The sequence below is a fragment of the Halobacillus sp. B29 genome (assembly GCF_052246755.1).
Lineage (GTDB): Bacteria > Bacillota > Bacilli > Bacillales > Halobacillaceae > Halobacillus > Halobacillus halophilus.
Map to the genome: position 1 here is coordinate 302,054 of NZ_JBQQCM010000004.1, position 26,365 is coordinate 328,418.

Below are 26,365 nucleotides of genomic sequence, written 5' to 3' on the forward strand. Positions count from 1 at the left end.
ATACGCTTCACCTCAGGGAGTTCTCTTAGAACTCCTTTTGATAACAGGTGCGAATAAAAACACCTGGTTCCGCCTACTAGAAAACCGTTCAGCGCGAACACTCAGGGATGATGTCAGAATAAGATGTATTTCCGGGCTTCCAGCAACCCCGGCTCTCTGTGAATACAAGAACTTATTCTTTTATTCCCGTCTTCGTATTAGTCTTTATTCACTTTTTAAGTCTAGCTTACTTGCACTTTATCTTTGTTGTAGACTTTATAGCCGTCTGTAGTCGTGATCTTACGGAATTCAGAAAGCAGGTGGTTGGTTATAACGCCTGGCTTTCCATCCCCTACAGGACGTTGATCCACTTCTACTACTGCGATGACTTCTGCTGCTGTGCCTGTTAGAAAAACTTCATCCGCTACATACACATCATGGCGGGTAAATGGCTGTTCTTTCATTTCGTAGCCTTTTTCTTTGGCAAGATCAATGATTGCGTTTCTTGTAATGCCTTCCAGCGCCCCTAAATAAGTAGGCGGTGTATAGATGGTGCTGTTTTTTACGATAAAGATATTGTCTGCTGAGCCTTCTGTTACATAGCCTTGATCGTTCATCATCAGGGCTTCGTCTACTCCAGCCTGATTTGCTTCCATTTTCACTAGAATATTATTTAAATAGTTTAATGATTTCACTTGAGGCGGAAGTACATCCGGACGGTTTCGTCTGCTGGAAACCGATGCGAGCCTTACCCCGCGCTCATAAAGTTCTTTCGGAAACAAAGCAAGTGCTTCAGCAATGACAACCACTCTTGGATTTGAACAACTGGAAGGGTCTAAACCGAGATTACCCATTCCACGGGAGACAACCACTCGAATGTAGGCTGTTTCCAGCTCGTTCTTGCGGACGGTTTCAGCAATAATCTCTTTCATCTCCTCCTTCTCATAAGGCATTTGAAGCATGATTGATTTTGCTGAATCGTAGAGGCGGTTTAAGTGTTCATCTAATTTGAAGATGTTGCCTTCGTAGACACGAATACCTTCAAATACCCCGTCTCCATATAAGAAACCGTGGTCGTAAACGGATACGACGGCCTCATTCTTATTTACAAATTCGCCGCTTAAATAAATCCATTGGCTGCTCATCCTTAGCACTCCTTTCTTTTCTATATTTAATGTTTGAAACGATAGATTTATGAAGGAAAAAAATAGTGGACCCTGACACAAAAGTTACATTCATTTTTATGCTCAGGGTCCCATGGGGGTCCTTCCACATGATCAACCTTCGTTGGCGTTTCAGAGAATTACCGGTGAAGTTGATTGAGGACTACTTTAAACGGATTTCGCGAGAAGGTCAACAGGTTTTAAGTAAATTTTCTGAACACTTAGATTATTCAGTATAAAAGTGAAGCGCTTACACGCTTGTATGCCATGCGTTATGCACGTTCAACCGCCCTTTCTTTTTTTCTTTTTTATCTTAATTTTTGCATTTATCTTTACTCTTCTGGCAATCATCCGATGAAAAAAAAGAGTGAATATCGATTCGTTTTATTAGGTATTTTATAATGAATCATTTTAACCATTCATGATAAGCTGATATTTCCAATTATTGGACTAAATACTTAGGGGTCCTGAAGCTCCCCCAGGAGGAATACATAAGTGAATATTAAAAATCTCTCTCTATTTAACGAATGCTTTGGTTCTGTTGAAGGAGAAACAAAAAAATTGGATACCGCTCATTTGACTCAGCTGCAATCCAGTTCCCTGAATTTTGAATCCAAGGTGCCACAGCTTGAGTACATGTGTTTAATGATGGAAAATATGGTTCTTATGAAAAAGTTAAAAGGAAACGTCTATGCTGGGTTTCAGAAATTTTCCCGTGCCAAAAACGTATTGGACCGCTTCCGGGCTATGACCGAATATTCGAATGTTTACATTTTTGGTGAGAAAGATGTGCCGATGGATTATTCCGATGGCATCCATTACATTCCGCTGCCGCCTAATAGCGAATTGATCCGGGAATGGTTTTTAGTCATCGACGCGCCCAATTTTAAGTCCATGATGGTCGCTTACGATCTGGATGGTTTTGGGGTGTATGAAGTCGAAGAAAGCCGAAACTTTAAAGGAGCGAAGTCCTCCAGCCCGAGAGTTGTCGAACATGCGGCCAGTTTGCTGGCCCCTCATACCAGCTCATTACGAGAAAACGCGTAATCCAATCAGAAGAGAAAAATCTGCCTATTCTTCTCTTCTATTTCTTAAGGAGATGAATGACCTTGACGTTATCCAGATTACAACGTACGACAACCATTGGGATTCTAGCCGCCTGCAGCATCATCCTCTACTATTTTAAATTTCCTGTCCCCTTCTTCCCGCCCTTTCTCACTATGGATATTAGTGACATTCCCGCTCTGATTGGAGCGATCACCCTGGGACCCGTGGCAGGCGTAGCCATTCAGTTTCTGAAGAATATAATAGATTACATCACCCACGGGAGCTACGCAGGACTTCCCGTCGGACAAATGGCTAATTTCTGCTCCGGAGCGCTCATCGTCGGACTGATCGGTATGTTCTATCACTATCAAAAGAAACTTAATCTATGGATTTTTGCCATTACGATTCTCGTCTTCTTATCCACGATGTATCTATTAAATTATTATTTCATTCTTCCCGCGATCATGGAGCTGATCGGGGTCACGAAAGAACAGTATGTCGGCCAATTCACATCATTTAATCCGCTGGCCACCGATTTTAGAACCGCCGTCCTTTATGTGATTGTACCTTTTAACATGTTGAAGATTGGGATGATCTATGGAATCGGTCTTCCCTTCTCCTTCCGTCTGGACAGGATTCTTAATTCCAAGAGAAAGTGAGTACATGTATGAAACTGAAACGAGCTATTCCACTTTTGTCCATCAGCCTGGCCGTAATCATTTATGGCGCATTAAGTTATAGTTTATCCTTTTATTTTAATCCTGCAGTCAGCCTTTCCATCCTAGGGGGACTAACTGTCGTGACAGCAGCCCTTCTCATCTTCTTATTTTCCACCGTCAAAAACAGTGCCCTGCAGGAGAAATCCGCTCAAATGGATGAGGGTGTAAATCACCATCAAACCATCCGTCATTCCCTGGAAGAACTTCGTCATGTCGAGGCTCTTAGTGAACACTTAAACAAGATGAATACACAAGTAACGGAGTCATCTGAGCAGGTCAGCACTCAGTTGATGGAAATGGTTGAGGATATCCAGATCGAAGGAGAACACTTAACTCAGTTTCAGAGCCAAATGGACAACATTAATGAAATGATTCAGTCTCTCAGTGAGATCATTGAAACCTCCGCTTCGACTTCTGAAAGTGTCCGCTCATTGTCGAATGATGGAAAAGAAAAAGTCGACGAATTCAACCACGTGTTCACAGAGATCATTCGGGTCACCGAACAATTTGGCAGTTTTAATGAAAAACTTCTGAAACAAATGAAAAAAGTAACAGAAGCACTTGAAGCGATCGAATACATCTCCAACCAGACCAACCTTCTTGCTTTAAACGCTTCCATCGAAGCAGCAAGAGCAAGAGAACACGGGAAAGGATTCGGGGTCGTCGCCGACGAAATCCGTAAGCTCTCCGCTCAGGTTAAAGAAAGTGCTGACACGATTGAAAATGTCATCAGCCAGGTCAACGCAAGTATTTCTGACCAGAAAAAGTCCTATGAAACAGAAACAGAAGCCCTGAACTTAGGAAAAGAAAAATCCGAGGAAATGACGGTGATTTTCGATCAGGTGATCGGAAATATTTCTGAACTCCATGACCAATCCAAACAGGTACAGAATCATTCCGCAGACGTGATGAATGAAAAGAAAAAGACGCAGGAGAAATTCGCAGAAATCCACCGGCTCACTCAGCAGCTGAGCGCGAACACCGAAGGATCTTCTGAAAAAATCATGGAACATCAGACGACGATGATGGAACTTGATATGACCGCCATGACCATGGTGGAACATATCCAGAAAATCAAAGCAAACCTTCAGGAGCATTTGCAAACCACTGATAATGTCAGCTGGATCCGCCCAAGTAAATTAAACAATCGTAAGGAACAAGATCCACTTCATAAGGGCTCTTGATTTATTTTAAAACCACACTGGTCATCCGCCCTCCCAACTTACCTCATTTTTCATAGCCTATCGTATAGGACAAAAAAAGGTGGTGAAGATATGGGCTATGGCGGCTGTGGATATGGCGGCGGTTACGGCGGAGCAAACTACGGAGGTAGTACTTTCGTCTTGATCGTTGTTTTGTTCATTCTATTGATCATTGTAGGAGCATCTTTTTATAACTAGTATTAATAAAGCAGTGAGTCATTGATACCCGTTTTCAGATGGTTCACTCCGCATACCGGGAGGCGTTTCCGTGCCTTCTGGTCTATTTAAATGAGCGTAAGAGCCAGGCCTTTTAAACAAAGGGCCTGGCTTTTTAGGTTGGATAAAGGGTGCTCACTGGAACGACTCCTTTTCCCCTGGCAGAATGGAGTAATTTCAGTGGAGTAAAGGCCCGATTGCCGCTGAGCACGGCTCAATTGCGCACGATCGCGACCCAATCGCAGGTCAGCACGGCACATTTTCGACGAACCAACGCAAAAATTTAACAGAATCATTAAAAAAGAACTCCTGATTTAAGGAGTCCTTTTTTAATATCCATTTTATCATCCACAGTCTGATTCTACTGTATTTTCCGCTCCGCACTTTGAGTAATCTGATTCAGGTAGAAATCTTTGAGTGACAAATCAGGTCCAAAAGGGAAAAGCTGTTCGTTTCTATCAGAAGATGGCTGTTCCAGATCAGGAGATTCCTGTTTGGAAGCTTCCTTTTTAGCCTGTTCGCCAGTTGATTTATAACTGATATGAAACTCTTCTTGATAAATAGGGGTCTCATTCATCGCTTCTTGCTGCTTCATGCCGGATATCCATGTCTCAAAGTTATAAGTGCCACGGTCAATAATCACACATAGATCTTCAAGTGACTGAGTCAGTTCTATTAAACAATCCATACCATTTTTTAAGATGATCCCTTGCTTCCTTGCTTTTTCTATCGAATGTTCCAGTTTATATGGCTCTTCTTTATAACTAAATTCTACATAACAGCTGCTGCGGTCCCAGTTGAACGTAAAATCCTCAATTTTCAAACGCTTCATCACATTGACCAGATTCGTTTCCACCATACCCTGCTCTTTATACGGCATTAACTTTAATAGACTATTCTTGAACATCCCCACGAACACTCCCTTTTTTTCTGATTTATAGTGATTTCCTTATACCAATCATTTCGACAAAAGGGAGAAAATCCCTGTAAAAATCGTTTTACATTTATCGCTATGATTTGCAAAAATTCACCTCAAAATCCGACATACCTGAATGGTTTTCCTCTATTACATTGAGTTTTCAATGGGGCTTTGAAATAATAGCATCAGTGTGTTCGAATGATAGAAGCAAATCGTTAGAATGGGAGGTTTCAAGCAATGAAAGGAAAAGGAGTTATTCTCGTCTTCCTGGGGGCGGCAAGCTTCGGATTTACCCCTATATTTGTAAAAACAGGCTTTCAGTATGGGTATTCTCTCGGACAGATAAATATTGTCCAAATGCTCGCTGCCTTTGTCTTCCTGTGGGGCTTGTCTATTTTAAAAGGGTTGCGTATAAGAGAAATTCGGACCTCAGATCTAATCAAAATCGCTGCCACGGGAAGTACAGTTGGACTGACGAGTATCTTTTATTATGGAGCTATGCAATACCTCCCTGCTTCTATTGCGATTATTCTGCTTTTCCAATTTGTCTGGATCGGTATGGTGTATGAATGGATTTTTACAAAAACTCCACCTGAACGCATTCACTTGATTTCCCTGATCGTCACACTTACGGGAGTGGTGTTAGCTTCAGGACTTTCAGATGGGGGTCTCGATTTACACCCCCTCGGTCTTCTACTCGGACTGCTGTCAGGGTTTTCCTATGCCGGCTTTATTTTTTTCAGCGGTCAGGTGGCTGTTGATTCCCACCCTATACTGCGAAGTTCACTTATGGTGACTGGATCTTTGGTGCTTGTGGTGCTCATCTTCATCCGCGACATCCCTACCATTCCTGTCCTGGACATGCGCTTATGGACGATTGGTGCTGGAATTGCGCTTGTCGGAGCCGTTATTCCTCCCCTATTCTTTGCGGGAGGCGCTCCACTTATTTCGGGACGTCTCGCTAATGTGCTGAGCTCTGTGGAACTTCCAGTCGCCATCATTTCAGCCATGCTGATCCTTTCAGAAACGGTCACCTTTTTGCAGTGGATCGGCGTTTTATTGATCCTTGCAGCTATTTTTATAAATGAGTTTGGCGGTAAGCTGATGAATCTGGAACAACGGCGTCACGCCAGCTAAGTGCTACTGAATTTTTTTCAAAATAGAACCTGATTTCTTATTGTAATGAACCCATATGATGAAGAGGTTTCCTCGCTCCGCCTTCTCTTGTTTCAAAAGCTAACTTTCAAAAAATTTGTTGACAGATGTTTAAATTTAAACGTACAATATTCTTTAAATTCATAATTTTCTTATCGAGAGCGGTGGAGGAAACTGGTCCTTTGATCCCGCGGCAACCTGTTTGATAAACAAGGTGCTCACTCCAGCAGACATTTTCTGTCTGAAAGATAAGAGTCGGGACATTTAAACCAACCCTTCTATTTTTCTTACAGAAAAGTAGAAGGGTTTTTTATATGGAGGGGAGATTAAATGACAGTTCAGCAAACACAGAAGAAGTCAGCATTACGTTCGATTGACACACAAAGCAAGCGCACCAGCCCGTTTCAGAATGCGCATGCCATTCGGGATTTTACGTTTACAATTGATGAGCCCGAGAAGCTTGGCGGTTCTAATGAAGCATTAACTCCTATGGAATACATCACTGGATCGCTTAACGGCTGTTTTATGATCGTTGTAGAAATGGTGGCGAAGGAAAAAGGGTTAACGATTGAAAAGCTTGAGGCAGCTTCAAGCGGAGATATCGATCACAGAGGATTGTTCGGCACAGCTGATGTGAGCCCGCACTTTCAAACGGTGACGCTTAAGGTGGACGTTACATTTGCAGAGAAAGAAGTCGACGAAGAAGGTTTTATTCAACTCGTTCTAAAACGCTGCCCGGCTTTCAATTTGTTTAAGGATGCAGGCGTAAATATTGAAGTAATCTGGAACATCAACAAGGAGGTACAAATATGAGCTCATATGGATTTTGGATGATTTCACTTGCCTTATTATACACGCTCGCCCTCATCATCGTCGGTAATGTGGCGAAGCGAAAAGCCAATCGCGGCGAGCAATATTTTGTAGGGGGACGGACATTTAGATGGTGGACGGTGGCCTTTTGTATAACGGGCCTCTTCTCAGGTTCGACGTACATATCGATTGTCGAGCTTTCCTACCTGACCGGAATTTCAGCCATCTGGTATGGCGTCGCAGAAACGTTGCAAGTCTTATTAATTGCCTTATTATTAATCAAATCCTTCCGGGAAAAGTTAATCGTCACGATCTCAGGATTAATCGGGGATCAATTCGGCAGACGGGCTAAAGCTTTATCAGGTGCGATTACAGCCTTTGCCTTTCCGATGTGGTCCGTCGCTACAGCAATTGCTTTTGCTTCTGCCTTTCACGTGTTTACCGGCGTTTCGTTATCATTGTCCGTCGCTTTTACAGCTATCTTACTATTTGTTTATTTACAGTCGGGCGGGATGTGGGCGGTTGCCTTTACCCAAACGATGAACACGATTATTTTTGCTATTATGTTTATTATTGGAACCGTGGCCTTCTTCATCAACCCAGGCATCTCCGGCTTACAGCAGCTTGCAGCCGAACAGCCGAGCATGTTTGATTGGGGAGGCGCCGGCCTTCAAGTAATCCTAGTATGGTTTGCCACTTTCATGGTAAACGTGATTCTAGCACAGGCCGCTTTTCAGATGGCCTTGTCCTGTAAAACGCCTGAAGAAGGACGCAAAGGTTTAATCGTCGCAGAAGTGATGAGTGTTCCATTTATTCTTCTTGGTATTCTATTTGGTTTGTCTGCCGCTGCGGTCGTTCCTGACGCAAGCCTGGGACTCGTTGCTCTCCCCCAATATTTAATGGAAGTACTGCCCGCTCCTTTCGTCGGCCTGTTCTTCTTAGGCATCTGGGCATGTGCTTTAGGTTGGGGCGCACCTTGCCAGTTCTCAGGAGCCACCAGTCTTGGGAAAGATGTCGGAAGCGCCATTTTCCCTGGCGCATCTCCAGAACAGCTGGTCAAATATACCAAGTGGTCGCTGCTGCTTCTGACAGGACTCATGATCATTTTCGGCTTCCTGCGCACAGAGCAATCCGCGTGGTGGAACGTACTTGCCTGGACCATGAGAAACTCTGCCACCTTCGCTCCAGTAGTCGCCGCGTTATTCTGGCCGCTTGTCACAAAGCGAGCCGTGATCGGCTCCCTATTTGGAGGGTTTGCAGCAGGATTAATCTGGTATCACTTAAGTAATTGGCACCCGGCTGATTTCTTCTTGAATATCCACCCAGTTTGGGTAGGGATGAGCGTCAATATTCTCGTTATGGTCCTGTTTACCGTTGCCTTCAACTATGGAAATTGGAAGATTACCAATAACCGCTCTGTGAAAGGAGCCGTTGTGTTGGCTGCCATTGCCTTGCTGCTTGTCGTTAACGGATTATTCTATGAATCCCTGCACGCCGCTGGTGTAGTAGGTTTGACTCTATTCCTTAATGTACTAGCCGTGTTTATCGGAAGTATTATTTATATCAAACCGAAAGTGGCCGAAGCGTCGTTTCAAAAGAAAGTAGTATCTTAAATATAGAAGGAACTCCTAAATCGTTCTAATGTTATGGAGAAAATCTTAAAACGCAGAAACAAATAGAACACAAAAAAAGCTTAGAGGCTATTTGCCTCTAAGCTTTTTAGAATGTTAAAAGTCCATAGTCATTTGCGACCAACTCGTTTATCTTCCCCTTACCTCCTTAGTGAAAGAGTCTTCTACCGACATTCGATAAAACTATAAAAAAGTTACTGAGTTGCTTTTCAAGAGGAAACCTTCCATATTAAGGTCAATGGGTCCTAACACCTTCCCCTTGTACCAATTTCTTTAATAGTTGGGGTAGCATGAAAAGCACCCCGTAAATGTATGCCATAATTTAGTAAAGTTGTTTGCTTAAGTCTTCAATCTTTTCACATGTTTGCTGCATCTTTTCATTAACCCACGCAGGATATGTTTCTTCATCCCCGCTCTTAATTTTTGAAAGGGTTTCCAAGTAAACAATAAGATAATCAAGCTTTGATGATGGGTGCTGCATTCCATCACCTCCCTCCTATCGAACTAATTCGACAGAAAGGATTTATTCCCTTCATATTGGAAGGATCAGTTCATTATCCTCTATGCCGCAGCTTGAAAATGTCATGCTCCATAATTCCCTCGTGCTTCTCCGACTCAATAAACTCCAGATGACAGCTTTCCCGCTTTTCATTCGTTTCCCGAATGACCGTCGTCACGATTTTATAAATATACTCCAGACCGCTGACTAGAAATTTTTCATACTGAGACTCCACGAGACCATCCTTATTTAAAAATTCATGACAGTACCGGTAGCCGACCGCAAGCTTGATCAATTTCTGAGAGGCGTATGGTTTCTTCTCCAGAATAAGTTCTACCAGCTGCATTTTATTAAACGAATGGATGGCGGCATTCACCATCGCCCCCTGGTTTACTTGGAACTCGCCTGGAATTAAATCATCTGTAAACCGTTTTAACCTGTGCTCCACCTCTATAAAAGGAAGATCGTGCAAAGAACTTAAATCTTCTAAATGGTGAAATACTCTTAGAAATTCTGACTGCGCAATAACCGCATAAAGCTCCATGTACAGTTCACTCAGCTGCAAGTAATCGTGCTCTCGCCTGAACTTCGTGGTATCGATGCGGTATTCAAATTTAGTTTTACCCCATTGTAGAACCAAATTAAATACGAGCGTCATGATCGCCACGATCGCAGGAATCAATACCACTTCTATGACCCATACTGGCATGGATGAGTCTCCCCCTTTCGTATATTTTTAAAAAAGCTTTCCATTCCCATAGGCTTAGGGTATTGTAAATCTAATAACTGGAAAGGAGGGAGAAGGACATGAATATCGTTAAAATATTAATCGCAGTGCTCACGGCTGCCTATTTCTTAGGTTTGAGCCCTGCCGTGTCTTTACAGGCTTATGAGACTATAGAACAGACGGATTCTCTCGTGGCCAGTTTCACGGATGTGGAGCAGGAAGCCCTGTCTGTCTCTCGGATCCTTCTCCCTAAAGGGAAAGCAGATTACGCTTTACCGCCTTTCCTGTTTCCTCCTGCCCAGCTGGATGTGAAAGGGTTGTTTTCAGCGTCCACGGCCATCCTCGAACCACTTGCCGACTCATCCGGTTTCTTTACTATAGAAAAATTCCATTCCAATTATCTGTAAATACATCGTCTCCTTTTTTTACGAAGAGGCTTCAAAGCTTTTCTTTTGAGCATTTTAGGAAAGCTTATTTTTCGTGTGCGCTTTTAATTACATTTGAAGGAGATTGAAATGAAAAATTCAGACATGAAAGATTGGATTACCTACTATTCCGTTACGTTCGTGATTTTCTTGTTACTGTTTGGCGGAATCTGGACGAGTGGTGTGTTTGCAGGTGTGCATTGGCAGGACTACTGGATTGAATTTCACTGGAGCATGGTAAACATAAAAGAACTGAAACAAATCATAGGATATAAGTGAGAGGACGTGCTTAAAGCTGGTATAAACACTGCTTAAGCCCGCTTATCACTGAACATGGAGGTACACAATGGCGGATTGGATTACTGAATTTATGAGTCACTATGGGTATGCAGGCATCTTTATCATGATGGCGGTAGAGAATATCTTCCCCCCTATTCCATCTGAAGTTATTCTTCCGTTCAGCGGATTTATGACTCAAGCTGCTAATCTATCCATAGCTGGGGTAATTGTAGTCTCAACGACCGGATCTCTTGCAGGAGCGGTTGTGCTTTATGGCATTGGATCCTTGATGGATATAGAAAAATTAGAATCCTTTGTGGAGCGCCATGGACATCGACTTCGCATCAAAAAAGAAGACGTCCAGAGAGTAGAATCGTGGTTTCAGCGCTACGGAATATGGGCGGTGCTGCTCGGGCGGATGGTTCCGCTCGTCCGCAGTTTGATTTCCTTACCTGCCGGAATGGCGAACATGAAGCTGAGCTTATTTCTATTGTTCACCATCCTTGGAACAATGGTCTGGAATACCATCCTCATTTTGGTAGGTGCTTTGATGGGTGAATCATGGAATGAAATCTCCCGGCTTTTGGAGGTTTATTCCACCATTACGTATATCGGACTTGGAACAGGATGCGTCCTCCTGATGTTCATTATCATTCGTAAAAAAATATTAAGCGCGTAAGGGGTACAGAATGGACGTTATTCAAGTCATAAAAGTGATGCTTCTCGGGATGTTTGAAGGATTAACTGAATTCGCACCCGTATCTTCTACGGGCCATATGATTATCGTGGATGAAATGTGGTTACATTCGCGCGAATTTTTAGGCTACTATACAGCAAACACGTTTAAAATCGTAATTCAACTTGGTTCTATTGTTGCGGTCGTCATTACATTCAGACATCGGTTTATGGATTTACTGGGGGCGGGATCTAGTGTACAGGCTAACTCCAGCCGGCTTAAAATCAGTCATATCCTGACAGGGCTGCTTCCGGCAGCTCTGCTCGGATTTCTTTTTGAGGACTATATCGATGAACATTTATTTACGGTCGAAACCGTCATCATCGGCCTCCTGTTAGGAAGCTTTTTTATGATTTTCGCCGATCTTTATGGAGCCCGCAACCCCTCTTTAAAGAGTGTGGATCAGATCACTTATCGTCAGGCTCTTCTAATTGGACTGATGCAATGCTTTTCCTTGTGGCCCGGCTTCTCCCGGTCAGGTTCGACCATCTCTGCCGGAGTACTTATTGGTATGAACCATCGATCGGCTGCAGACTTTACATTTATTATGGCGGTGCCTATTATGCTTGGCGCAAGCAGCCTTTCTATAATCGATAATCTGGCGTATTTCACGGTACAGGCCCTTCCACTCTTCGCGATCGGGTTTGTCAGCGCCTTTGTTTTTGCTTTGATCACGATTAGATTTTTTCTAAAGCTGATCAATAGAGTTAAATTATTACCTTTTGCCTTTTACCGTATCGGTTTAGCTGCAGTGATTGCGTTTATTTATTACTAAGAATGAATAGTGCGCCTGCTTCCTAATACAAGTGATAAGAATAGGAAAATGTAAACAGCGCGTTTGACCACTTTTATGGTCAAACGCGCTGTTTGATTTACTGTTTTTTCTGGTTCCCGCCATTTACGACTCTGAATTTGTTCACAGGTTTTTCACCTGGTTTGCAATCAAAGGCCGTGATCGTTGCCCCTACTTCCACTTTCATCGATCCATCTGACTCTATTTTAAACAGTGTGCCCGGCTTATTGACTTTAATGGACTGGACATTATGCTTGGCAAACACCCTTTGCAAATCCTGCATTAACTCTCTTTTTCCATAAGTGAAGCCCATCCTATCCCTCTCCTTACTTTCAGTTCGTTAGTTGTAGGATATGCGGAAATGAGAAGGACTATGATGGTAAATACGACAGGACTTAAAAAAATCTATTAACAGCCACCTCAGACCATAGAGCAATCTATTCCATTGCGGCACTTCTTCTTTGCTTTACAGTCCTTGCAGGAAAAACCGACAGAATTCTGTCTTTTTTAAGCGTTCTTACCTTTTCTCTCGCAAAGCAATACACAAAAATATCTTCGGCACGTATATCCATCACCCGAATGGAACGCTGGGAGATCTCGCCCCGGCTGTCCATATAGATGACCACCAGCTTTTCGCTTTTATCCAGAGATCGTGCAAACAAGTCATCCATGAGGTACCTTCCTTTCTTATCGAACGTTTGTTCTTATTTTACCACAACAAAGAACAAATTAAACTGGAAGATATAAGCATTCGCTACATGAAATAGATCTTTCCAATACTACCTGGAGTTGCGCAAATATTCTCCGACCTAATGGGTACCTTAGAAATAGCTATTCACTATTTGGGAGGACTACTCATGAACAACCAAAAGAAAGAAATTCAACCGAAACAGCACCAAAACCACCAGCCGGGATTCGAATGTGAAATGAATCCGCTCCCAGAATATATCCATGAAAATTATCAGGGCAGCGGAAAGCTCCAGGGGAAAATTGCAGTGATAACGGGAGGAGACAGCGGCATAGGCAGGGCGGTAAGTCTGCATTTCGCACGTGAAGGAGCCGATATAGCCGTCCTTTACTTTGATGAACATCAGGATGCCGAGGATACAAAACACTTAATTGAACAAGAAGGCCGTACCTGTCTGCTGATCAGCGGAGATATTGCTGACCCTGATTTTTGTACAGATGCCGTAAAACAAATTAAGCGTAAATTCAGTCAAGTCGATGTGCTGGTCAATAACGCAGCCGTGCAATTTCCGCAGACCAATATTCTTGATATCTCGAATGAACAGCTTGAGCGCACCTTCCGTGTCAATATCTTTTCCTATTTCTACATGACAAAAGCCATACTCCCACATATAAAAAAAGGAAGCTCGATCATCAACACCTCCTCAGTTACAGCCTATGAGGGGAACGAGCAATTGATTGATTATACATCTACAAAAGGAGCCATCACATCCTTCACTCGCGCGCTTGCAAAATCTCTTGTTGGTCAGAGGATTCGTGTGAACGGAGTGGCTCCGGGTCCCATCTGGACGCCTCTGATCCCTGCAAGCTTCGACCGGAAGCAGGTTGCCGAATTCGGTTCTGACAATCCGATGGAGCGCCCCGGTCAGCCGAAAGAAGTAGCCCCGGCTTACGTCTATCTTGCGAGCCAGGATGCAAGTTTCGTCACCGGCCAGATGCTGCATGTGAACGGCGGCATAATTGTAAACGGATAAAAAACATCTATTCTGCTACGAGAAGGTCTTGCTAACGGTTAGTAGACCTTGTTTCGTAGCTATTTATTTATCTTTAGTTTAAAAAATTTTTAATTGATAAGCTGTACCCGAAATCGCAATACTATATTGTAATGATTAGAAATGCCGGACTACTAACATCTTGGTATCATTGACTAACACAAAAATTACGAATGTTTAAAGTACTAATAATGATATAAATCTGTTGGCAACTTCAGATTTTAACAAGTTCCCCACTTCCTTTGTGGAATCATATTGACCATATGAAAATCACACTATTCTTTCAGCTTCATTTTTTCTTCATTTCCATCCCATTTAACAGTCACATTTACAGTTTGTTCACTGTCAAAGGAACTGCCACTGCTTCCACTATGATGAGTAAACGATTTTCTCTGGGGAGGTTTGCCATTAAAGTTAATCTCCGATTTTCCACTAGATGCAGCACTTTTATAAGAATATTCTAACCTGCTTATGTCAGCTAATTGATTTAATTCTCCTTTATAGTTAATAATAAAATCTTTAGATGTTGCGTCATTTGCCTTTACTGTTACTTTTAATTTTGCTTCCCAATGATCACTTTCACCTTCTAGAATATATTGATTACGTTCTGAACAACTAATTAATAGAAGGGTTATAAAAATTATTGAAAAGCCTCCGTATATTTTCTTCATAATAACCCCACCCCTTCCTGTCTAGCTCCTAACTATGTAAGGAGGAACATATCAAAAAAATCGTCCACCTATTCATCCAGATTTGGTTTCGATAAAATGTTGCTGGATTATTGCGCCAGTAACTGTAAGTTAATCTAATTTAATTTCCACTTTTCTACTGATCGTCCTGATTTAATAATCGACCCTTTTGGTACTCATACCTTTAAAAAATACCGCCTTTTCTATGAAAAGACGGCTTTTAATGGGTAATATTTTTCTTTTCCTTCCAACGAGCACCTATGATTCGCAAGCCGATGGTCAACAGGATAGCTGCCAGCACCAGAATGCCTAAAGCATCACCTGTGGCCCACCCGGCTGATTTTAAATACCTGGCAAGAAGAACTCCGATTAGGGCGAGCGGGATCAGAATAAAACGATCAATTTTTTCGGAAAATATGGGTCCGCTAAACAGCTGACGGATTTTGCTCATGGATGATGATCCCTCCTGGTTGAATCCCTGTTCGTTACATGTAAGAACTTATCTATTATTTCAAATCTGCCGCTTGATCTCAATCCTTTTTCTAACCTTGTAAAATATTGTTGTGGAATATTCATAAGCGATTTATTAAACTAAAGGGCCGTCTACTTTAAGACTCAGTTTCGAGATATACTGGATCCGTTGCCATAAAAAAATGAGAGTTGGTGGGGAAATAACTCGCTTTCCTATGGCCCTACACGACGTAGAGTCGATCGACGTTGCCACAGGACGTGGCGACCTTAGTCGATCCTCCTTTTACCATGAGCTTCCTCGCTCGTTTCACTCCCCGCGGGATCTCACCTAGTTCCTTCTCCCATGGGAGTCTCACCATTTCCCCACCAGCCCCAGCTTTATTAGGAAGAACGGCCCCTTCGGAAAAAGAGAATTCTGTTCTCCTTAACCTGGCTGGAATGCTTATATAACAGGATCTATCCCATAGTTTCAGCCTGATAAAAGGATAAAGCTCATGTGGTATTTCTTCTTAAGCGGTGAAGGGTAAAGCGGTTTCGATCTTCTGATTTGGCAAAGTCCGGAGGGGGATGATGTAGACTCCTGTGGGATGAAAATGACAGGGGAGACCCCGGAAGGCAAAGCCTGAGGAGGCTCCGCGCATTCCCACGGAAAGCGAAATCATCCCCCGAAGGACTGTCCTCTCAGCCTAAATATCTCGAAACTGAGTCTTCCAATATCGTGAGCTTTTCTAAAAAATCTACATAGACATTTAAAGTAACGCACCATTTGAAGCGTCAGAAACTACTGGGGGATTTCCGAATTAATTTTTACGTACGTTCACTGGGCTCATGCATAGGATAACTTTAGGAACTAAGAAAGGATGGAGAAAAGTGTATTATAATCCTTATATGTATCCATATCGTTATCCTTATGATGGAAATGTCCCTATGTACAGCTATGGTAATCAGCAGGGGTACTGGGCATACCCTCAGGACTACGGGCATGCTGCCTGGCGTCCTTCGCACGGGCAAGGAAACATTCAGCTAAAAGATTATGGCCCCAACCCATTTGTGGTGGATATCAATAAAGCCACCAAGCAAAATAATACCTTTCGCACAGCATTATGGACCGGCGACCATCTGCAGTTGACCCTGATGAGTATCAAACCAGGAGAAGATATCGGCTTAGAAAGGCATCCAAATCTCGATCAATTCTTACGTGTAGAGCAGGGCCAGGGATTTGTACAGATGGGTAAACAAAAAAACAACTTGAACTTCACAAGAAATGTAATGGACGATTCGGCTATCTTCATCCCTGCCGGCACGTGGCATAACTTAACGAACACGGGCAGTACGCCGCTCAAACTTTACTCGATCTACGCCCCGCCTAACCATCCGTTCGGCACCGTTCATGCTACGAAGGCTGAAGCGATAGCTGCAGAAGAATAAAACTGAATAACTACACCTTTAAAATGGGAACTTCTCGATAATAGAAGTTCCCATTCCTATCTTCATAGCCGCTGCATTACAAATCCTGAATTTCTTCATCATCATAATAATCAAGAACCGCATTTACGTAATAGATATCCCCATAACAGGCGTCGTACTGTTCCGCTTCCTCACGAATACAGTCATATTTGCCCGTATGTTTCAACTCCTCATATTTCTGCGCAGAGAACTCAATGGCCAATTCCTGCGTATATTCTCCACCGTTATTCATGACATAATTAATGAAACCTGCGCCAAAATTGTAGGATTGAAGCGCTAATTTAACGTCCTGATCAGCCCGCTCCAACACGTCGGCAAAGTAAGACACCCCTTGTTCGATCGACTTCTCTGGATCATCAATACAACCGACCGAACCGCATAAGGATTCAGAGGCTTGCATCGGATCATCTCCTCTTCCACCCGATTCCTGCATCATTAACGCTAACAGAACATCTACGTGTTCTTCTATTCCTTCCTGCTTTGCATACGTTCGAACTTCATCTTCATATTGCAGCACCTGATCGGACAAGCCGGTAGATTCATTGGTACTGCTGGTTAAACCGTCTCCCAAATTACTGCTTAGCAGATAAATACCACCGATGACTAGAATGATAGGCAGAATAATTTTCACGAATGTTTCCGAAACGGCTTTTTTAAATTTTGTTTTTAATTTATATTTCGGCATGTTTCTCCCCTTATCGATACTTTCATAAGATGAGTCTATTTTAACATGCCGGTACGCTTAATTGTCTTCTCATGCTTTTTGTCGTGTTCCCCGCCAAGTCCGAAACCCTAATCAATCCTACGACCGAGCAGAACTTCCTTTTGAAAATAGTTTACTCAGGAGAGAATAAACTCCCATCGCAATCAAGAGAAAGATACCGAAGTCTAGTAAAAACAACGATAGATTAAAAGGATCTTGAAATAAGCTGTACTCCAAATTAATCCAGGCATAAACTTGCCGAGATAAAAAGTCAGTAATCAATATCGAAACGAACATAAGCAGAAAAACTTTCACGTTATCACCTCTCCTGCACAGCGTTTACCCATTATTATGTAAGCCGCCGGCTCTTATAGACCCGCGGCCTTAAAATCTTCATTTACTACATCCAGCGTGACTCATGATATTTATCCGGATTTCCCTTACTTCTTTTCGAAGGCAGTAGAATCGGTAAGGCTAAAGCAGCGATGGCCGCTACCACTAAAATGATCAAAAACACGATCCACATGATCTCCCTCCTCAACAAGGTGAAATTTAATCTATCGATCCCTGGCCGTACTCTGCGGCTTAGTGCCTTACTCCTCAAGCATTGGATACACGACTGTTCCATCCTCTTCGACAATAGGCATCGCACCCCACCGGCCAAGTTCATGACCGACCAACTCCGTTTTTCCTTTTGAGTCGTTGATGATATGAAAAACATCCCAGCCGTTCTCCTGCAGCCAGTTACTAATCAACAGGCGGTGACACTTGGCTGGATGCCGTTCGGAGCACATATACACAAGATTCTTTCCTTCAGCCTCCGCTTTTAAATTCTCCAGCCCATTTTGAAACTCCTTCGTTAATGTATAATCCGCATAGTTGTGGAACGAGCGATTGTCCCACCCGGCATTTAGGTTCTCCCCAATCTCGCCTGACCGGTTCCGCCTGCCACCGAGCACCGAAAAATGCTGGTAAGCTACGCCCGCTTCGCTAAGCCAACCTTCCATTCTTTCCTTGTTAAACTGCGGGTACTTACGACTGGCAGGAAAGGCACGGATATCAGCTACATATTCGATATCTGCAATCTCAAGCATCTGCAAGAATTTTTGCTTGTCATGGTAGGAATGCCCAATCGTATATATTTTCATATCCTTTCACCCTTTGATAGAAACTTATGTAACAACTATACCCTTTCCACGATTCCCTAAAAATACCCACTTATAAATACCATATTTTCTATTTTTTAGTTGATAAATAGACACGTCCCTGCTAAGCTTAAAATGCATTTACTAATTATTTCCATTCTGATCTTTATTAAGTTTCTTGCATCTCCTTCATTTTCTTGAAAGCGGCTGGGTTTCTATTAAAAATCAGCTACGCCCCTGGGGATCAAAATGGACACAGCTTCCCTCTATTTAAATCTGAAATTTTCATATCATGATAGCTATAAAATCAATATTTACTGCCAGCATTCCTTTAACCTTCTTCCTCTAACCGTTAAGTGCCATATATTCTACTTGGCTTCTTGTATTCCACGTGTGAAAGTTAAGTCGAATATAAGATCAGGTGAAAAATTACCATGTATGCCTTCTAAAGAACATACCTTTTTATTAAGAAAATACAGATGATGGCTTGGCCCTTGCTTTTTCATTTTTGTTGTTAAGTCCACTTTAGATTTCTACTATTTTTTTAGGAGGCCTACAAACGGTGAGATCAGTAGGTGTAAGCTTGGTTATTCTTGCGGCTATATGCTGGGGCTTTAGTGGAGGAATTGCAGATATTTTAATGAACAAGGGCTGGGATCCTATCGTGATTTCTCTTTATCGAGGGGCTGTTGGCTTTGGGTGTTTTTTTGTATGGTTTCTTTTACGCTTTAGACAAAATTGGACCTCCTCTCCTCGCTTATACATTTGGTCTTCATTGGCTGGTTTGGGTGTGGCTGGAAATTTCACCTTTTATTTTTTCACGATCCAGGCGTCAAGCGTGGCTGTTGCTTCTACTTTAATGTACACAGCACCGGTGTTTGTCCTTGTCATTTCTTTTTTATTACGAATCGAGCGTCCGAGCTGGTTAAAATGGGGATGCATATCGGGTGTACTTATAGGGATTATCATGCTTACAGGGGCCTACAATACCGATTCGCTATCCGTGGGTTTACTAGGAGTGGCATCCGGGCTTGCTGCAGGTCTTTCCTATGCATTATTCATATTTGGATTTAAGAACGCCTCTTCCATCGGGAAGCCACAGACCACTTTAACCATCGCGTTCTTTTCATTTTGTCTTATCCTTTTGCTTATCGCAGACATGGATGAAGCCGCTAGCGTAATGACCTCAAACGACATCGGCTGGTTTCTTATATTGGGGGTCCTTGGAGCTGGAATTTCATTTATGATTTATGTGATTGGCATTCAGTGGACTGCGCCAACAACCGCTTCCATGGTCGCTATGGTTGAGCCTGTAACCGCTTCCTTATTTGGCTTTCTGCTTATCGGAGATCATTTGACCATTATTCAACTTCTTGGAATGGCAATTATTTTGGTTACGGTTATCGTACTCAGCGTAAAACCCTCTTCAGCCTCCATTACAAGTACTGATAAAAGGGAAGAGAAGGCGGGGTAAACGACACGGTCTTTTTCTTCCTGAATTTACATTTTTTAAAACGAAAGATTCCTGTTCTCATTATTTAAATTAAAAAAGCCCTGTTGTAGATGGATCCCATCAGCTACAACAGGGCTTTTTTATATGGCTTTAAGGACGTCGGCAGCTCTCCCAATGATGACCAACGTATAGTTGATTACTTTTTCAGGACATAGGTTCTTTTCAAAACACCATCAACCCATGCCTTTAATACATTCTTCCTGTTAAAAATTCTTTTACCACTAAAGATGCTTGTCACCCTTATTTGTCACGGCAAATGACACGGCATGGACCACCTTCAAACCATTAGTATAGCTAGCCTCATCCAGCAAAATCACCTGCCGAAACAAAGAATAAACTAAGATTAATTAAAAAAAGAATTTTAAAAAAACACGATATAAAAAAATTTTATTCTTTTTCGACACCAAATTCTTAAAACTTTCGATTAATAGAGTAACAAGACAAGAATAGGTGATGAAAAATGAATATCCATGACATAAGCAAACTTCAATCCTTCCCGAGTAAAAAAGAATTAGATGTACGAGTACGTTCTTTTCTATACCAGCATAAATCCGGCCTTTCTCCAGCTTCCCTTGAAATATTAACGTTTATTTGGCGACATTCCGTTAAGTATCCTGGTGTTTCTTTTGCTAAAATCGAAACCATTGAAAAAGCGACCAAGCGCAGCCGTCGAACGATTGTGCGAGCGATCAATACCCTGGAGCAAGCGGGTTTGCTTACGCGCGTTCCAATGATTCGTCCGAACGGAAAGCGCGGAGTGAACATTCTCGTGATCAATCCAGCTGAAGAAAATCCTCTTCCTGAGAAAAAAGATATCGCTAGTGAGAAGACAGCTGAAAGTGCCGGGAAACCTGAACATACTAAAACTCCAAAACCGGTCAAGAAAGGATCCTTTGCTGCTAAGCCAGTTATCGATCCCGATTATTTACCCACTTACATACCAAAAGCGTTTATTCAGCTCTCTCAATCCTTCTTGAATGTTAAGGATATTCTTGGCGCCTGGAAAAGGGTTCATTACGCCTACCAGCAAACGCAATTAAGCTATCCGGTTGATCATTATATAACCATCATTACACAGACGTTCAAACAGGCGGTTTTTGCTAAACAGAATGCCTCGATCAAGAAAACTTTTCTTGGCTACTTTTATGGCGGGATCCTAGCGGCTTTCCAGCAGACCGTACGTAAAGAAGTAATGGATGACCCATCTAATCTGTATTATGACTGGCTGCACACCTAAAAAAACCACCCTGACTCTCTTTACAGAAGAGGCAGAATGGTTTACTACATATTATTAGGATTCCGTACCGTTACTCGTAACCACGTCCAGATAAGATGCAGCTGTTTCAGACTGTTTACAGGCAGCTTCCGCAGTGTCACCGGTACCGAGAACAACAGCCATGCGGCGTCCGATCGTAGCGGATGGTTTTCCGAATAACCTCACCTGCGTATGGGGGATGGCTAACGCTTTTTCCAGACCGGAAACGATATAATCGCTGCTTTCAATCGACGATTTTACGGCATGACTTGAGCCTGGTGAAACGAGTTGAATATCCTCAAGCGGCAGCCCGAGAATGGCCCGCACATGAAGGGCGAATTCAGATAGTTGCTGGGTAACCATAGTCACCATTCCTGTATCATGCGGACGCGGAGATACTTCACTGAAGTACACCCCTTTGGACGTAATAAACAGTTCCACTCCGAACACCCCGTACCCGCCGATTTCATCTGTGATCTTTTTCGAAATAGCTTCCGCCTGTCGGACGTTTTCTTCACTCATCGTATGCGGCTGCCACGACTGAATGTAATCTCCGCCCTCCTGCCGATGACCGATCGGCGGGCAAAAGTATGTACCAGTGACCGCTTGAACCGTTAGGAGTGTAATCTCGGAGTCAAAATGAATAAATTCTTCAACAATGACCCGCGTGCTATTTCCCCGGCCGCTGCCAAGTGCCTCTTCCCAGGAATCTTCAATCTCACCTTCTGTGCGGCAGAGACTCTGCCCTTTTCCTGAAGAACTCATAATCGGCTTAATGACGCAGGGCAGCCCAATGGTTTGGACCGCTTCTTTCAGCTCTTCTAATGAATTAGCAAACTCATATTTTGCGGTAGGCAAACCTAATTTCTCGCTGGCAAGCCTTCTGATCCCTTCCCTGTCCATCGTTAACTGGGTGGCGTAAGCCGTTGGGATAACGTTATAGCCTTCTTTCTCAAGCTTTAATAGCGTATCGGTCGCAATTGCTTCGATTTCAGGAACAATATAATCCGGCTGTTCCTTTTCCACCACGCGGCGAAGCTCATTCCCATCAAGCATATCAATGACCTCAAACCGATGAGCCACTTGCATAGCAGGTGCCCCTTCGTATCGATCCACGGCAATGGTTTCGATTCCCATCCGCTGCGCTTCCATGACTACTTCCTTTCCTAGTTCTCCTGATCCAAGCATCATCATCTTTTTCGAATTACGGTGGTTCGGTGCTCCATACATGGCTTCTCCTCCTGAATGTTTGGGTTTATCGTTATTTTAAATTCAAATGCCGGCATATTTCAAGGGTTAAGCAACTTTTAAACGAACAAAAATAAAATAAAATTAAATAATGTTCGTTTATAAAAGATGTCACGAAAGGATAATACGAATAATAAACACACAAAAAAGAACTCCCCATTTCACGGAAGTTCTCTTAGTATACGGGGCTTAATGAACGAATGCCCTATGGTTTTAACCTGAATCCCAAGCTATGGATTCATGATTCAATTGATACATAAGTTCCAGCTAGAAAATCATGAATGGCTCTCTTATCTTTACGGAACATAATCATTAGTGCGCTGATCATAGTGGATAAACTTACCGTTACATAAGCTAAAAGAAACTTCCCGCTAAAATCTGCTACAAACCTTCAATCAAAAGAATCAAAAACCAAAAGCATCCCAGCTTTCCACCGGGCTCATTTACCACACACCTGCCGCAAATCCGAGGGGTATTATCATATGTTACTCGCTAACTCCTGAATCCTATTCTTGAACTCCATCTAGCTTTTTTGCGTTTTCAATAATTGTGAAATGAAATAAGCTATACTAGCAATCAATAATATGACCAAAAACGAAAGGCTTCTAGTTCCAAAATCCATTTCTTGAGTTAAAGGACCTCTTGAAAAAGAGATTTCTGGTGTATGATTCATAGTTAATAGTAAACCGGATCCGATTTGATAGATGAAGTAAAGTATAGTGAAGCTGCCAATAAAAAGTAAATATCTCTTCATAATCTCTCATCCTTTCCCATATTTATATGTACGGTTAGGAGCGCGCATAGTTTCAAGCACAATAAATTCTCCACCTTAGTCCTGCTTCCCTACTGTAGTAACGATTTGAAAAAGTCCGTATGATTTTCGGTTAATCTTCAGAGTGCGTATGATTCAACTTTTTTCATTGCCGTTTTACTTCATTAAAAAAAGAAGCGCCCCCTTCGGACCACTTCTTCAAAGCTGTATGGCATCCGATATTAAAACCAACTTGTGCACCTCCGCAAACTTGTACCATACGTCTTCTCAAGGAACTTCACCCATTCAGGGTTTCTGCAACTTATCTATTGTTAAAGGCAGAGCCGTACCGCAGCCCTCACATTCTAGCAATATATCTATTTTCACTTCACTAATAAATATGATTCTTCTTGGACTCATCAAGGTCGAACATTTACGGCAGGTATGGTGGTCAGTCTGGTCAATAACTTCCAAGTATGATTCTACGTTCGTCACCACTTCCACATTACTCCTTTAATTCCTTTACTTCTATTTTCGACATGATTATCAATATATTGACTGCTCAGGCAAAATTTTTTAAATAAAAGATTCTATAAATCTCAGAATCGATCCTAAAGATGCGGGATCTCACCTAGTTCCTTCTCCCCTGGGAGTCTCCCCATTTCCCCACCAGCCCAGCCGAGTAAGAATAACGGACGCTTTTATGACAGGCTATTTCACATCGTTATAGCATGAAAATAGCCTCATGATCCCATGCTTTTTTCTCATAAACCCATTGATATCTTAAATGGTTTCGAGTTTCTGATTCGGCCAGGTCCGGAGGGGGACGATGAAGACCCCTGTGGGATAAACATGAGACCGCTGAAAAACTGAAGATTTATCAAAAGCAGGCTACACAAAAGCGGACTTTCCTCCTCTATCCTTTCATTCGTTTCACGGATCGTTTACGAGTGGTTGGCTTTTGCAAGTTCAAGAAACGCACTTTTTTAAATGGATTTTCGTTGCTTCCACGACGAGCGTTCGGTGGTGACGCCTGCGGGAACAGCGCGAGCCGAAGATCCACTTGGTCAAGTGTTCTTCTTGACCAAGTTAGCTGAGGCCGTGCCCGCGGCAAGCATCCACCGACAAGCGATTCGTGAGGAGCAACACCAAACGTTACCAACTCCCATGGGGAGAAAGGAGTTTTTCAGTGGCCTCAGTGAAACGAGCGAGGAGGCTTATGGTAAAAGGAGGATCGACTAAGATCGCCACGTCCTGTGGCAACGTTGATCGACCCTACTTCGTGTAGGGCCGCAGGAAAGCGAGTTGTTTCCGCAGTCATCCCTGTTCTATATAGAGTAGCGGACCAAAGATATCTCGAAACTGAGCCTTCCATAATCCGGCCCTTTAGCTTCATAATTATGCTTTGATAACATAGAAAACCGACAGAACTGTTACGATTCTGCCGGTCATTCCTTATCTAGATTCTGTGTATCGGTATTGACTCCCAATCTTCGCAGCCGCTGCGCTCACGAGCAGGTGAAGGTGAAAATAAGTAAACCCGCACACCACTCCCGTTCCAAACATACTGCTGATATCACTAAAGTATAAAGCATCCAGACTTCCACCTGAGGCTAGCTCAAACACATGCACACCAAACAGCAGAGCGATCATAATTAATCCACCTGCGAGAGAATAAACCGAGAGATTGACCCCGTACGTTTTCTTCCATTTCAATTGCTTCTGTAAAGCTTTCAAACCGAGCCCGCTGGCAATAAACCAGAAAGCAGCCACGTAAAAGACTAGGATCGTCGACATGTCTGTATCGCTGACGTGATAACTGTAGGTTGAGACCAGGGAGGCAGCTGCGACTCCTGTGATGATATTTTTGACCATTATTCCCTCTTCCTTCCATACAATAAATAGCTAACCTCACGGACTGTTCATTCATGTCAGTCTTTATGAGTAACCTCCATTAAACTTATCTGACTTTGATTAAAAAAACGTACGTGCACGACACTTGTTCCGAGACCTCTGTCGACATAAAGAAGCTGGTTATAACCAATCCGGTACATGCCCTGATCATACTTTGGCAATAACCCCTGCCCCGGTGCCACCAGCGATCCGACAAATGGAATTTTCACTTTCCCTCCATGAGTGTGACCGCTCAGTATTAAGTCAGCCGGTTGATCTTTATATTCGTTAACAAAATCAGGAGAGTGAGAGAGCAGGATCGTATAGAGCTGCTGATCTACCCCATCAAAGGCTTGTCCCACTTTCTCCCGATTGGAAAGAACATCATCGATTCCTACAACATTAATTCTAAGGCCATCGTTTATTTGAAGAGCCACATGGTCATTTCTTAAAACCGTGACATGTCTTTCTTTCAGTCCCTCCAAAAAAGGATGGGTTAGAGGATGATCCCACTCATGATTGCCGGTAACGAAAAAAACGTGTCGGTACACACTGACAATACGCTCTATTAAAGAAAAGACCTGAGCCCATTGTTTCGTATTCCGGTCTATCAGATCGCCGGTGATCACCATCATATCAGCCTCAGCTTCTTCAATAGTCTGAAGGAGCTTCTTATTGCTTCTTCCAAACACTTTATTATGTAAGTCACTCATTTGCAATATTTTGAACCGACTGCCTTCCGGTATTTTTTTATGAGCAAGATGGATCTCTTTTCGTTTGAATACATTCGTGTCATACATAACTTTTACAATGGCTGCCATGCATATGAATACTCCGCCGAGCACGCTTGCCTTTTTAATCTTGCGTCCCATCTTGTCCACCACACTGATCCTAGTTATTTTTACAAAATCTTCATTAATATCCTAACATATGAAAGACTTTTTATTACAGTTGAACTACCCCCACTTACTCGCTGACACTCCTTGAAGTTGGGGGATTCCTAAGAGCACGAACCTAACGATTCGTTCAAATGATTAGGCTAGCCCCGTCGCACCGACGGTTGGAAGGATTCTTTGAATCTCCTTCAATATATTGAAGCTCGCATTTAGGTCGCGGTCGTGGTGGCAGCCGCAATTTGGGCAATCCCACGTTCGAACAGCGAGATTCTTCACCTCACGGTTCTGGTATCCG

The 26,365-nt window shown here is 42.8% G+C and carries 32 protein-coding genes and 1 riboswitch; of the genes, 15 read left to right on the plus strand and 17 right to left on the minus strand.

Features of this window, described 5'->3' with window-relative positions; genetic code table 11:
* Positions 1–221: 221 nt before the first annotated feature.
* Entirely contained in the window at positions 222–1,124 is a 903-nt protein-coding gene (ilvE, locus tag ACTWP7_RS07770; protein WP_014642810.1) for a branched-chain-amino-acid transaminase, read from the minus strand.
* Between the two features lie 513 nt (positions 1,125–1,637).
* Between ilvE and ACTWP7_RS07775 the strand changes: the two genes are divergently transcribed.
* The 4 genes from ACTWP7_RS07775 (at position 1,638) to ACTWP7_RS07790 (ending at position 4,308) form a co-directional block, all read left to right on the plus strand.
* Positions 1,638–2,189, plus strand: coding sequence for a DICT sensory domain-containing protein (locus ACTWP7_RS07775; protein ID WP_443122688.1), 552 nt, complete (start codon positions 1,638–1,640; stop codon positions 2,187–2,189).
* A 62-nt stretch (positions 2,190–2,251) separates the two neighbouring features.
* Positions 2,252–2,848 carry an ECF transporter S component gene (locus ACTWP7_RS07780; protein WP_443122689.1) on the plus strand — a complete coding sequence of 199 codons (597 nt, stop codon included), beginning with the start codon at positions 2,252–2,254 and terminating at the stop codon, positions 2,846–2,848.
* Between the two features lie 8 nt (positions 2,849–2,856).
* On the plus strand, positions 2,857–4,092 hold the full coding sequence (locus ACTWP7_RS07785) for a methyl-accepting chemotaxis protein (RefSeq protein ID WP_443122690.1): 1,236 nt from the start codon (positions 2,857–2,859) through the stop codon (positions 4,090–4,092).
* 90 nt (positions 4,093–4,182) lie between these two features.
* On the plus strand, positions 4,183–4,308 hold the full coding sequence (locus tag ACTWP7_RS07790; protein WP_443122691.1) for a YjcZ family sporulation protein: 126 nt from the start codon (positions 4,183–4,185) through the stop codon (positions 4,306–4,308).
* 379 nt (positions 4,309–4,687) lie between these two features.
* On the opposite strand, the gene ACTWP7_RS07795 is transcribed toward ACTWP7_RS07790, so the two are convergent.
* The gene (locus ACTWP7_RS07795) at positions 4,688–5,233 is read right to left on the minus strand and encodes a hypothetical protein (protein ID WP_443122692.1); all 546 of its coding nucleotides are present in this window, start codon (positions 5,231–5,233) and stop codon (positions 4,688–4,690) included.
* Between the two features lie 249 nt (positions 5,234–5,482).
* Here ACTWP7_RS07795 and ACTWP7_RS07800 point away from each other — a divergent pair, with 249 nt between their 5' ends.
* The 3 genes from ACTWP7_RS07800 to ACTWP7_RS07810 all read left to right on the plus strand — a co-directional run bounded on the left by ACTWP7_RS07800 (position 5,483) and on the right by ACTWP7_RS07810 (position 8,823).
* The gene (locus tag ACTWP7_RS07800) at positions 5,483–6,382 is read left to right on the plus strand and encodes an EamA family transporter (RefSeq protein WP_443122693.1); all 900 of its coding nucleotides are present in this window, start codon (positions 5,483–5,485) and stop codon (positions 6,380–6,382) included.
* A gap of 167 nt (positions 6,383–6,549) precedes the next feature.
* Positions 6,550–6,655: riboswitch (SAM riboswitch) on the plus strand.
* A gap of 75 nt (positions 6,656–6,730) precedes the next feature.
* The gene (locus ACTWP7_RS07805; RefSeq protein ID WP_443122694.1) at positions 6,731–7,213 is read left to right on the plus strand and encodes an OsmC family protein; all 483 of its coding nucleotides are present in this window, start codon (positions 6,731–6,733) and stop codon (positions 7,211–7,213) included.
* Positions 7,210–8,823, plus strand: coding sequence for a sodium:solute symporter family protein (locus ACTWP7_RS07810; protein ID WP_443122695.1), 1,614 nt, complete (start codon positions 7,210–7,212; stop codon positions 8,821–8,823). Before ACTWP7_RS07805 ends, ACTWP7_RS07810 begins: the two co-directional genes overlap by 4 nt.
* Positions 8,824–9,163: 340 nt before the next feature.
* Here ACTWP7_RS07810 and ACTWP7_RS07815 read toward each other — a convergent pair whose 3' ends face one another.
* Both ACTWP7_RS07815 and ACTWP7_RS07820 read right to left on the minus strand, forming a co-directional pair.
* On the minus strand, positions 9,164–9,322 hold the full coding sequence (locus tag ACTWP7_RS07815; RefSeq protein ID WP_014642798.1) for a hypothetical protein: 159 nt from the start codon (positions 9,320–9,322) through the stop codon (positions 9,164–9,166).
* A gap of 73 nt (positions 9,323–9,395) precedes the next feature.
* On the minus strand, positions 9,396–10,049 hold the full coding sequence (locus tag ACTWP7_RS07820; RefSeq protein WP_443122696.1) for a hypothetical protein: 654 nt from the start codon (positions 10,047–10,049) through the stop codon (positions 9,396–9,398).
* A 98-nt stretch (positions 10,050–10,147) separates the two neighbouring features.
* Between ACTWP7_RS07820 and ACTWP7_RS07825 the strand changes: the two genes are divergently transcribed.
* The 4 genes from ACTWP7_RS07825 to ACTWP7_RS07840 all read left to right on the plus strand — a co-directional run bounded on the left by ACTWP7_RS07825 (position 10,148) and on the right by ACTWP7_RS07840 (position 12,282).
* Complete coding sequence (locus tag ACTWP7_RS07825; protein WP_443122697.1) at positions 10,148–10,474, plus strand: hypothetical protein; 327 nt, start codon at positions 10,148–10,150, stop codon at positions 10,472–10,474.
* 108 nt (positions 10,475–10,582) lie between these two features.
* Positions 10,583–10,771: a hypothetical protein gene (locus ACTWP7_RS07830; RefSeq protein WP_443122698.1), complete on the plus strand. Its 189-nt coding sequence runs from the start codon at positions 10,583–10,585 to the stop codon at positions 10,769–10,771.
* Between the two features lie 67 nt (positions 10,772–10,838).
* Positions 10,839–11,450, plus strand: a complete 612-nt coding sequence (locus ACTWP7_RS07835) for a DedA family protein (RefSeq protein ID WP_443122699.1) — start codon at positions 10,839–10,841, stop codon at positions 11,448–11,450.
* Between the two features lie 10 nt (positions 11,451–11,460).
* Positions 11,461–12,282 (plus strand): undecaprenyl-diphosphate phosphatase, encoded by an 822-nt coding sequence (locus ACTWP7_RS07840; protein ID WP_443122700.1) that lies wholly within the window; start codon positions 11,461–11,463, stop codon positions 12,280–12,282.
* A gap of 97 nt (positions 12,283–12,379) precedes the next feature.
* On the opposite strand, the gene ACTWP7_RS07845 is transcribed toward ACTWP7_RS07840, so the two are convergent.
* Positions 12,380–12,613, minus strand: a complete 234-nt coding sequence (locus ACTWP7_RS07845) for a hypothetical protein (RefSeq protein WP_014642792.1) — start codon at positions 12,611–12,613, stop codon at positions 12,380–12,382.
* 124 nt (positions 12,614–12,737) lie between these two features.
* Positions 12,738–12,971 carry a hypothetical protein gene (locus ACTWP7_RS07850; protein WP_443122701.1) on the minus strand — a complete coding sequence of 78 codons (234 nt, stop codon included), beginning with the start codon at positions 12,969–12,971 and terminating at the stop codon, positions 12,738–12,740.
* A gap of 186 nt (positions 12,972–13,157) precedes the next feature.
* On the opposite strand from ACTWP7_RS07850, the gene ACTWP7_RS07855 reads away from it, so the two are divergent.
* Positions 13,158–14,021 carry an SDR family oxidoreductase gene (locus ACTWP7_RS07855; protein WP_443122702.1) on the plus strand — a complete coding sequence of 288 codons (864 nt, stop codon included), beginning with the start codon at positions 13,158–13,160 and terminating at the stop codon, positions 14,019–14,021.
* A 293-nt stretch (positions 14,022–14,314) separates the two neighbouring features.
* Here ACTWP7_RS07855 and ACTWP7_RS07860 read toward each other — a convergent pair whose 3' ends face one another.
* Both ACTWP7_RS07860 and ACTWP7_RS07865 read right to left on the minus strand, forming a co-directional pair.
* A complete protein-coding gene (locus ACTWP7_RS07860; RefSeq protein WP_014642789.1) occupies positions 14,315–14,710 on the minus strand; it encodes a hypothetical protein in 396 nt (131 codons plus the stop codon).
* 238 nt (positions 14,711–14,948) lie between these two features.
* A complete protein-coding gene (locus ACTWP7_RS07865) occupies positions 14,949–15,179 on the minus strand; it encodes a hypothetical protein (RefSeq protein ID WP_014642788.1) in 231 nt (76 codons plus the stop codon).
* 890 nt (positions 15,180–16,069) lie between these two features.
* Between ACTWP7_RS07865 and ACTWP7_RS07870 the strand changes: the two genes are divergently transcribed.
* Entirely contained in the window at positions 16,070–16,627 is a 558-nt protein-coding gene (locus tag ACTWP7_RS07870; RefSeq protein ID WP_443122703.1) for a cupin domain-containing protein, read from the plus strand.
* 76 nt (positions 16,628–16,703) lie between these two features.
* On the opposite strand, the gene ACTWP7_RS07875 is transcribed toward ACTWP7_RS07870, so the two are convergent.
* The 3 genes from ACTWP7_RS07875 to ACTWP7_RS07885 form a co-directional block, all read right to left on the minus strand.
* Positions 16,704–17,351 (minus strand): lysozyme family protein, encoded by a 648-nt coding sequence (locus tag ACTWP7_RS07875; protein ID WP_443122704.1) that lies wholly within the window; start codon positions 17,349–17,351, stop codon positions 16,704–16,706.
* Between the two features lie 418 nt (positions 17,352–17,769).
* Complete coding sequence (locus ACTWP7_RS07880; RefSeq protein WP_443122705.1) at positions 17,770–17,895, minus strand: hypothetical protein; 126 nt, start codon at positions 17,893–17,895, stop codon at positions 17,770–17,772.
* A 67-nt stretch (positions 17,896–17,962) separates the two neighbouring features.
* Positions 17,963–18,517, minus strand: coding sequence for a DUF488 domain-containing protein (locus tag ACTWP7_RS07885; RefSeq protein WP_443122706.1), 555 nt, complete (start codon positions 18,515–18,517; stop codon positions 17,963–17,965).
* Between the two features lie 559 nt (positions 18,518–19,076).
* On the opposite strand from ACTWP7_RS07885, the gene ACTWP7_RS07890 reads away from it, so the two are divergent.
* Both ACTWP7_RS07890 and ACTWP7_RS07895 read left to right on the plus strand, forming a co-directional pair.
* Positions 19,077–19,988: a DMT family transporter gene (locus ACTWP7_RS07890; protein ID WP_443122707.1), complete on the plus strand. Its 912-nt coding sequence runs from the start codon at positions 19,077–19,079 to the stop codon at positions 19,986–19,988.
* A gap of 499 nt (positions 19,989–20,487) precedes the next feature.
* The gene (locus tag ACTWP7_RS07895) at positions 20,488–21,264 is read left to right on the plus strand and encodes a helix-turn-helix domain-containing protein (protein WP_443122708.1); all 777 of its coding nucleotides are present in this window, start codon (positions 20,488–20,490) and stop codon (positions 21,262–21,264) included.
* Positions 21,265–21,318: 54 nt separating this feature from the next.
* Here ACTWP7_RS07895 and purT read toward each other — a convergent pair whose 3' ends face one another.
* The 6 genes from purT to ACTWP7_RS07925 form a co-directional block, all read right to left on the minus strand.
* Positions 21,319–22,512: a formate-dependent phosphoribosylglycinamide formyltransferase gene (gene purT, locus ACTWP7_RS07900; protein ID WP_443122709.1), complete on the minus strand. Its 1,194-nt coding sequence runs from the start codon at positions 22,510–22,512 to the stop codon at positions 21,319–21,321.
* Positions 22,513–23,587: 1,075 nt separating this feature from the next.
* Positions 23,588–23,779 (minus strand): hypothetical protein, encoded by a 192-nt coding sequence (locus tag ACTWP7_RS07905; protein ID WP_443122710.1) that lies wholly within the window; start codon positions 23,777–23,779, stop codon positions 23,588–23,590.
* A 418-nt stretch (positions 23,780–24,197) separates the two neighbouring features.
* Positions 24,198–24,443, minus strand: coding sequence for a hypothetical protein (locus tag ACTWP7_RS07910; protein WP_443122711.1), 246 nt, complete (start codon positions 24,441–24,443; stop codon positions 24,198–24,200).
* A gap of 293 nt (positions 24,444–24,736) precedes the next feature.
* A complete protein-coding gene (locus tag ACTWP7_RS07915; RefSeq protein ID WP_443122712.1) occupies positions 24,737–25,156 on the minus strand; it encodes a hypothetical protein in 420 nt (139 codons plus the stop codon).
* Positions 25,157–25,212: 56 nt separating this feature from the next.
* Positions 25,213–26,046 carry a metallophosphoesterase gene (locus tag ACTWP7_RS07920; RefSeq protein WP_443122713.1) on the minus strand — a complete coding sequence of 278 codons (834 nt, stop codon included), beginning with the start codon at positions 26,044–26,046 and terminating at the stop codon, positions 25,213–25,215.
* 162 nt (positions 26,047–26,208) lie between these two features.
* On the minus strand, positions 26,209–26,365 hold a 157-nt coding region (locus tag ACTWP7_RS07925; RefSeq protein WP_443122722.1), incomplete at its 5' end, for a zinc ribbon domain-containing protein.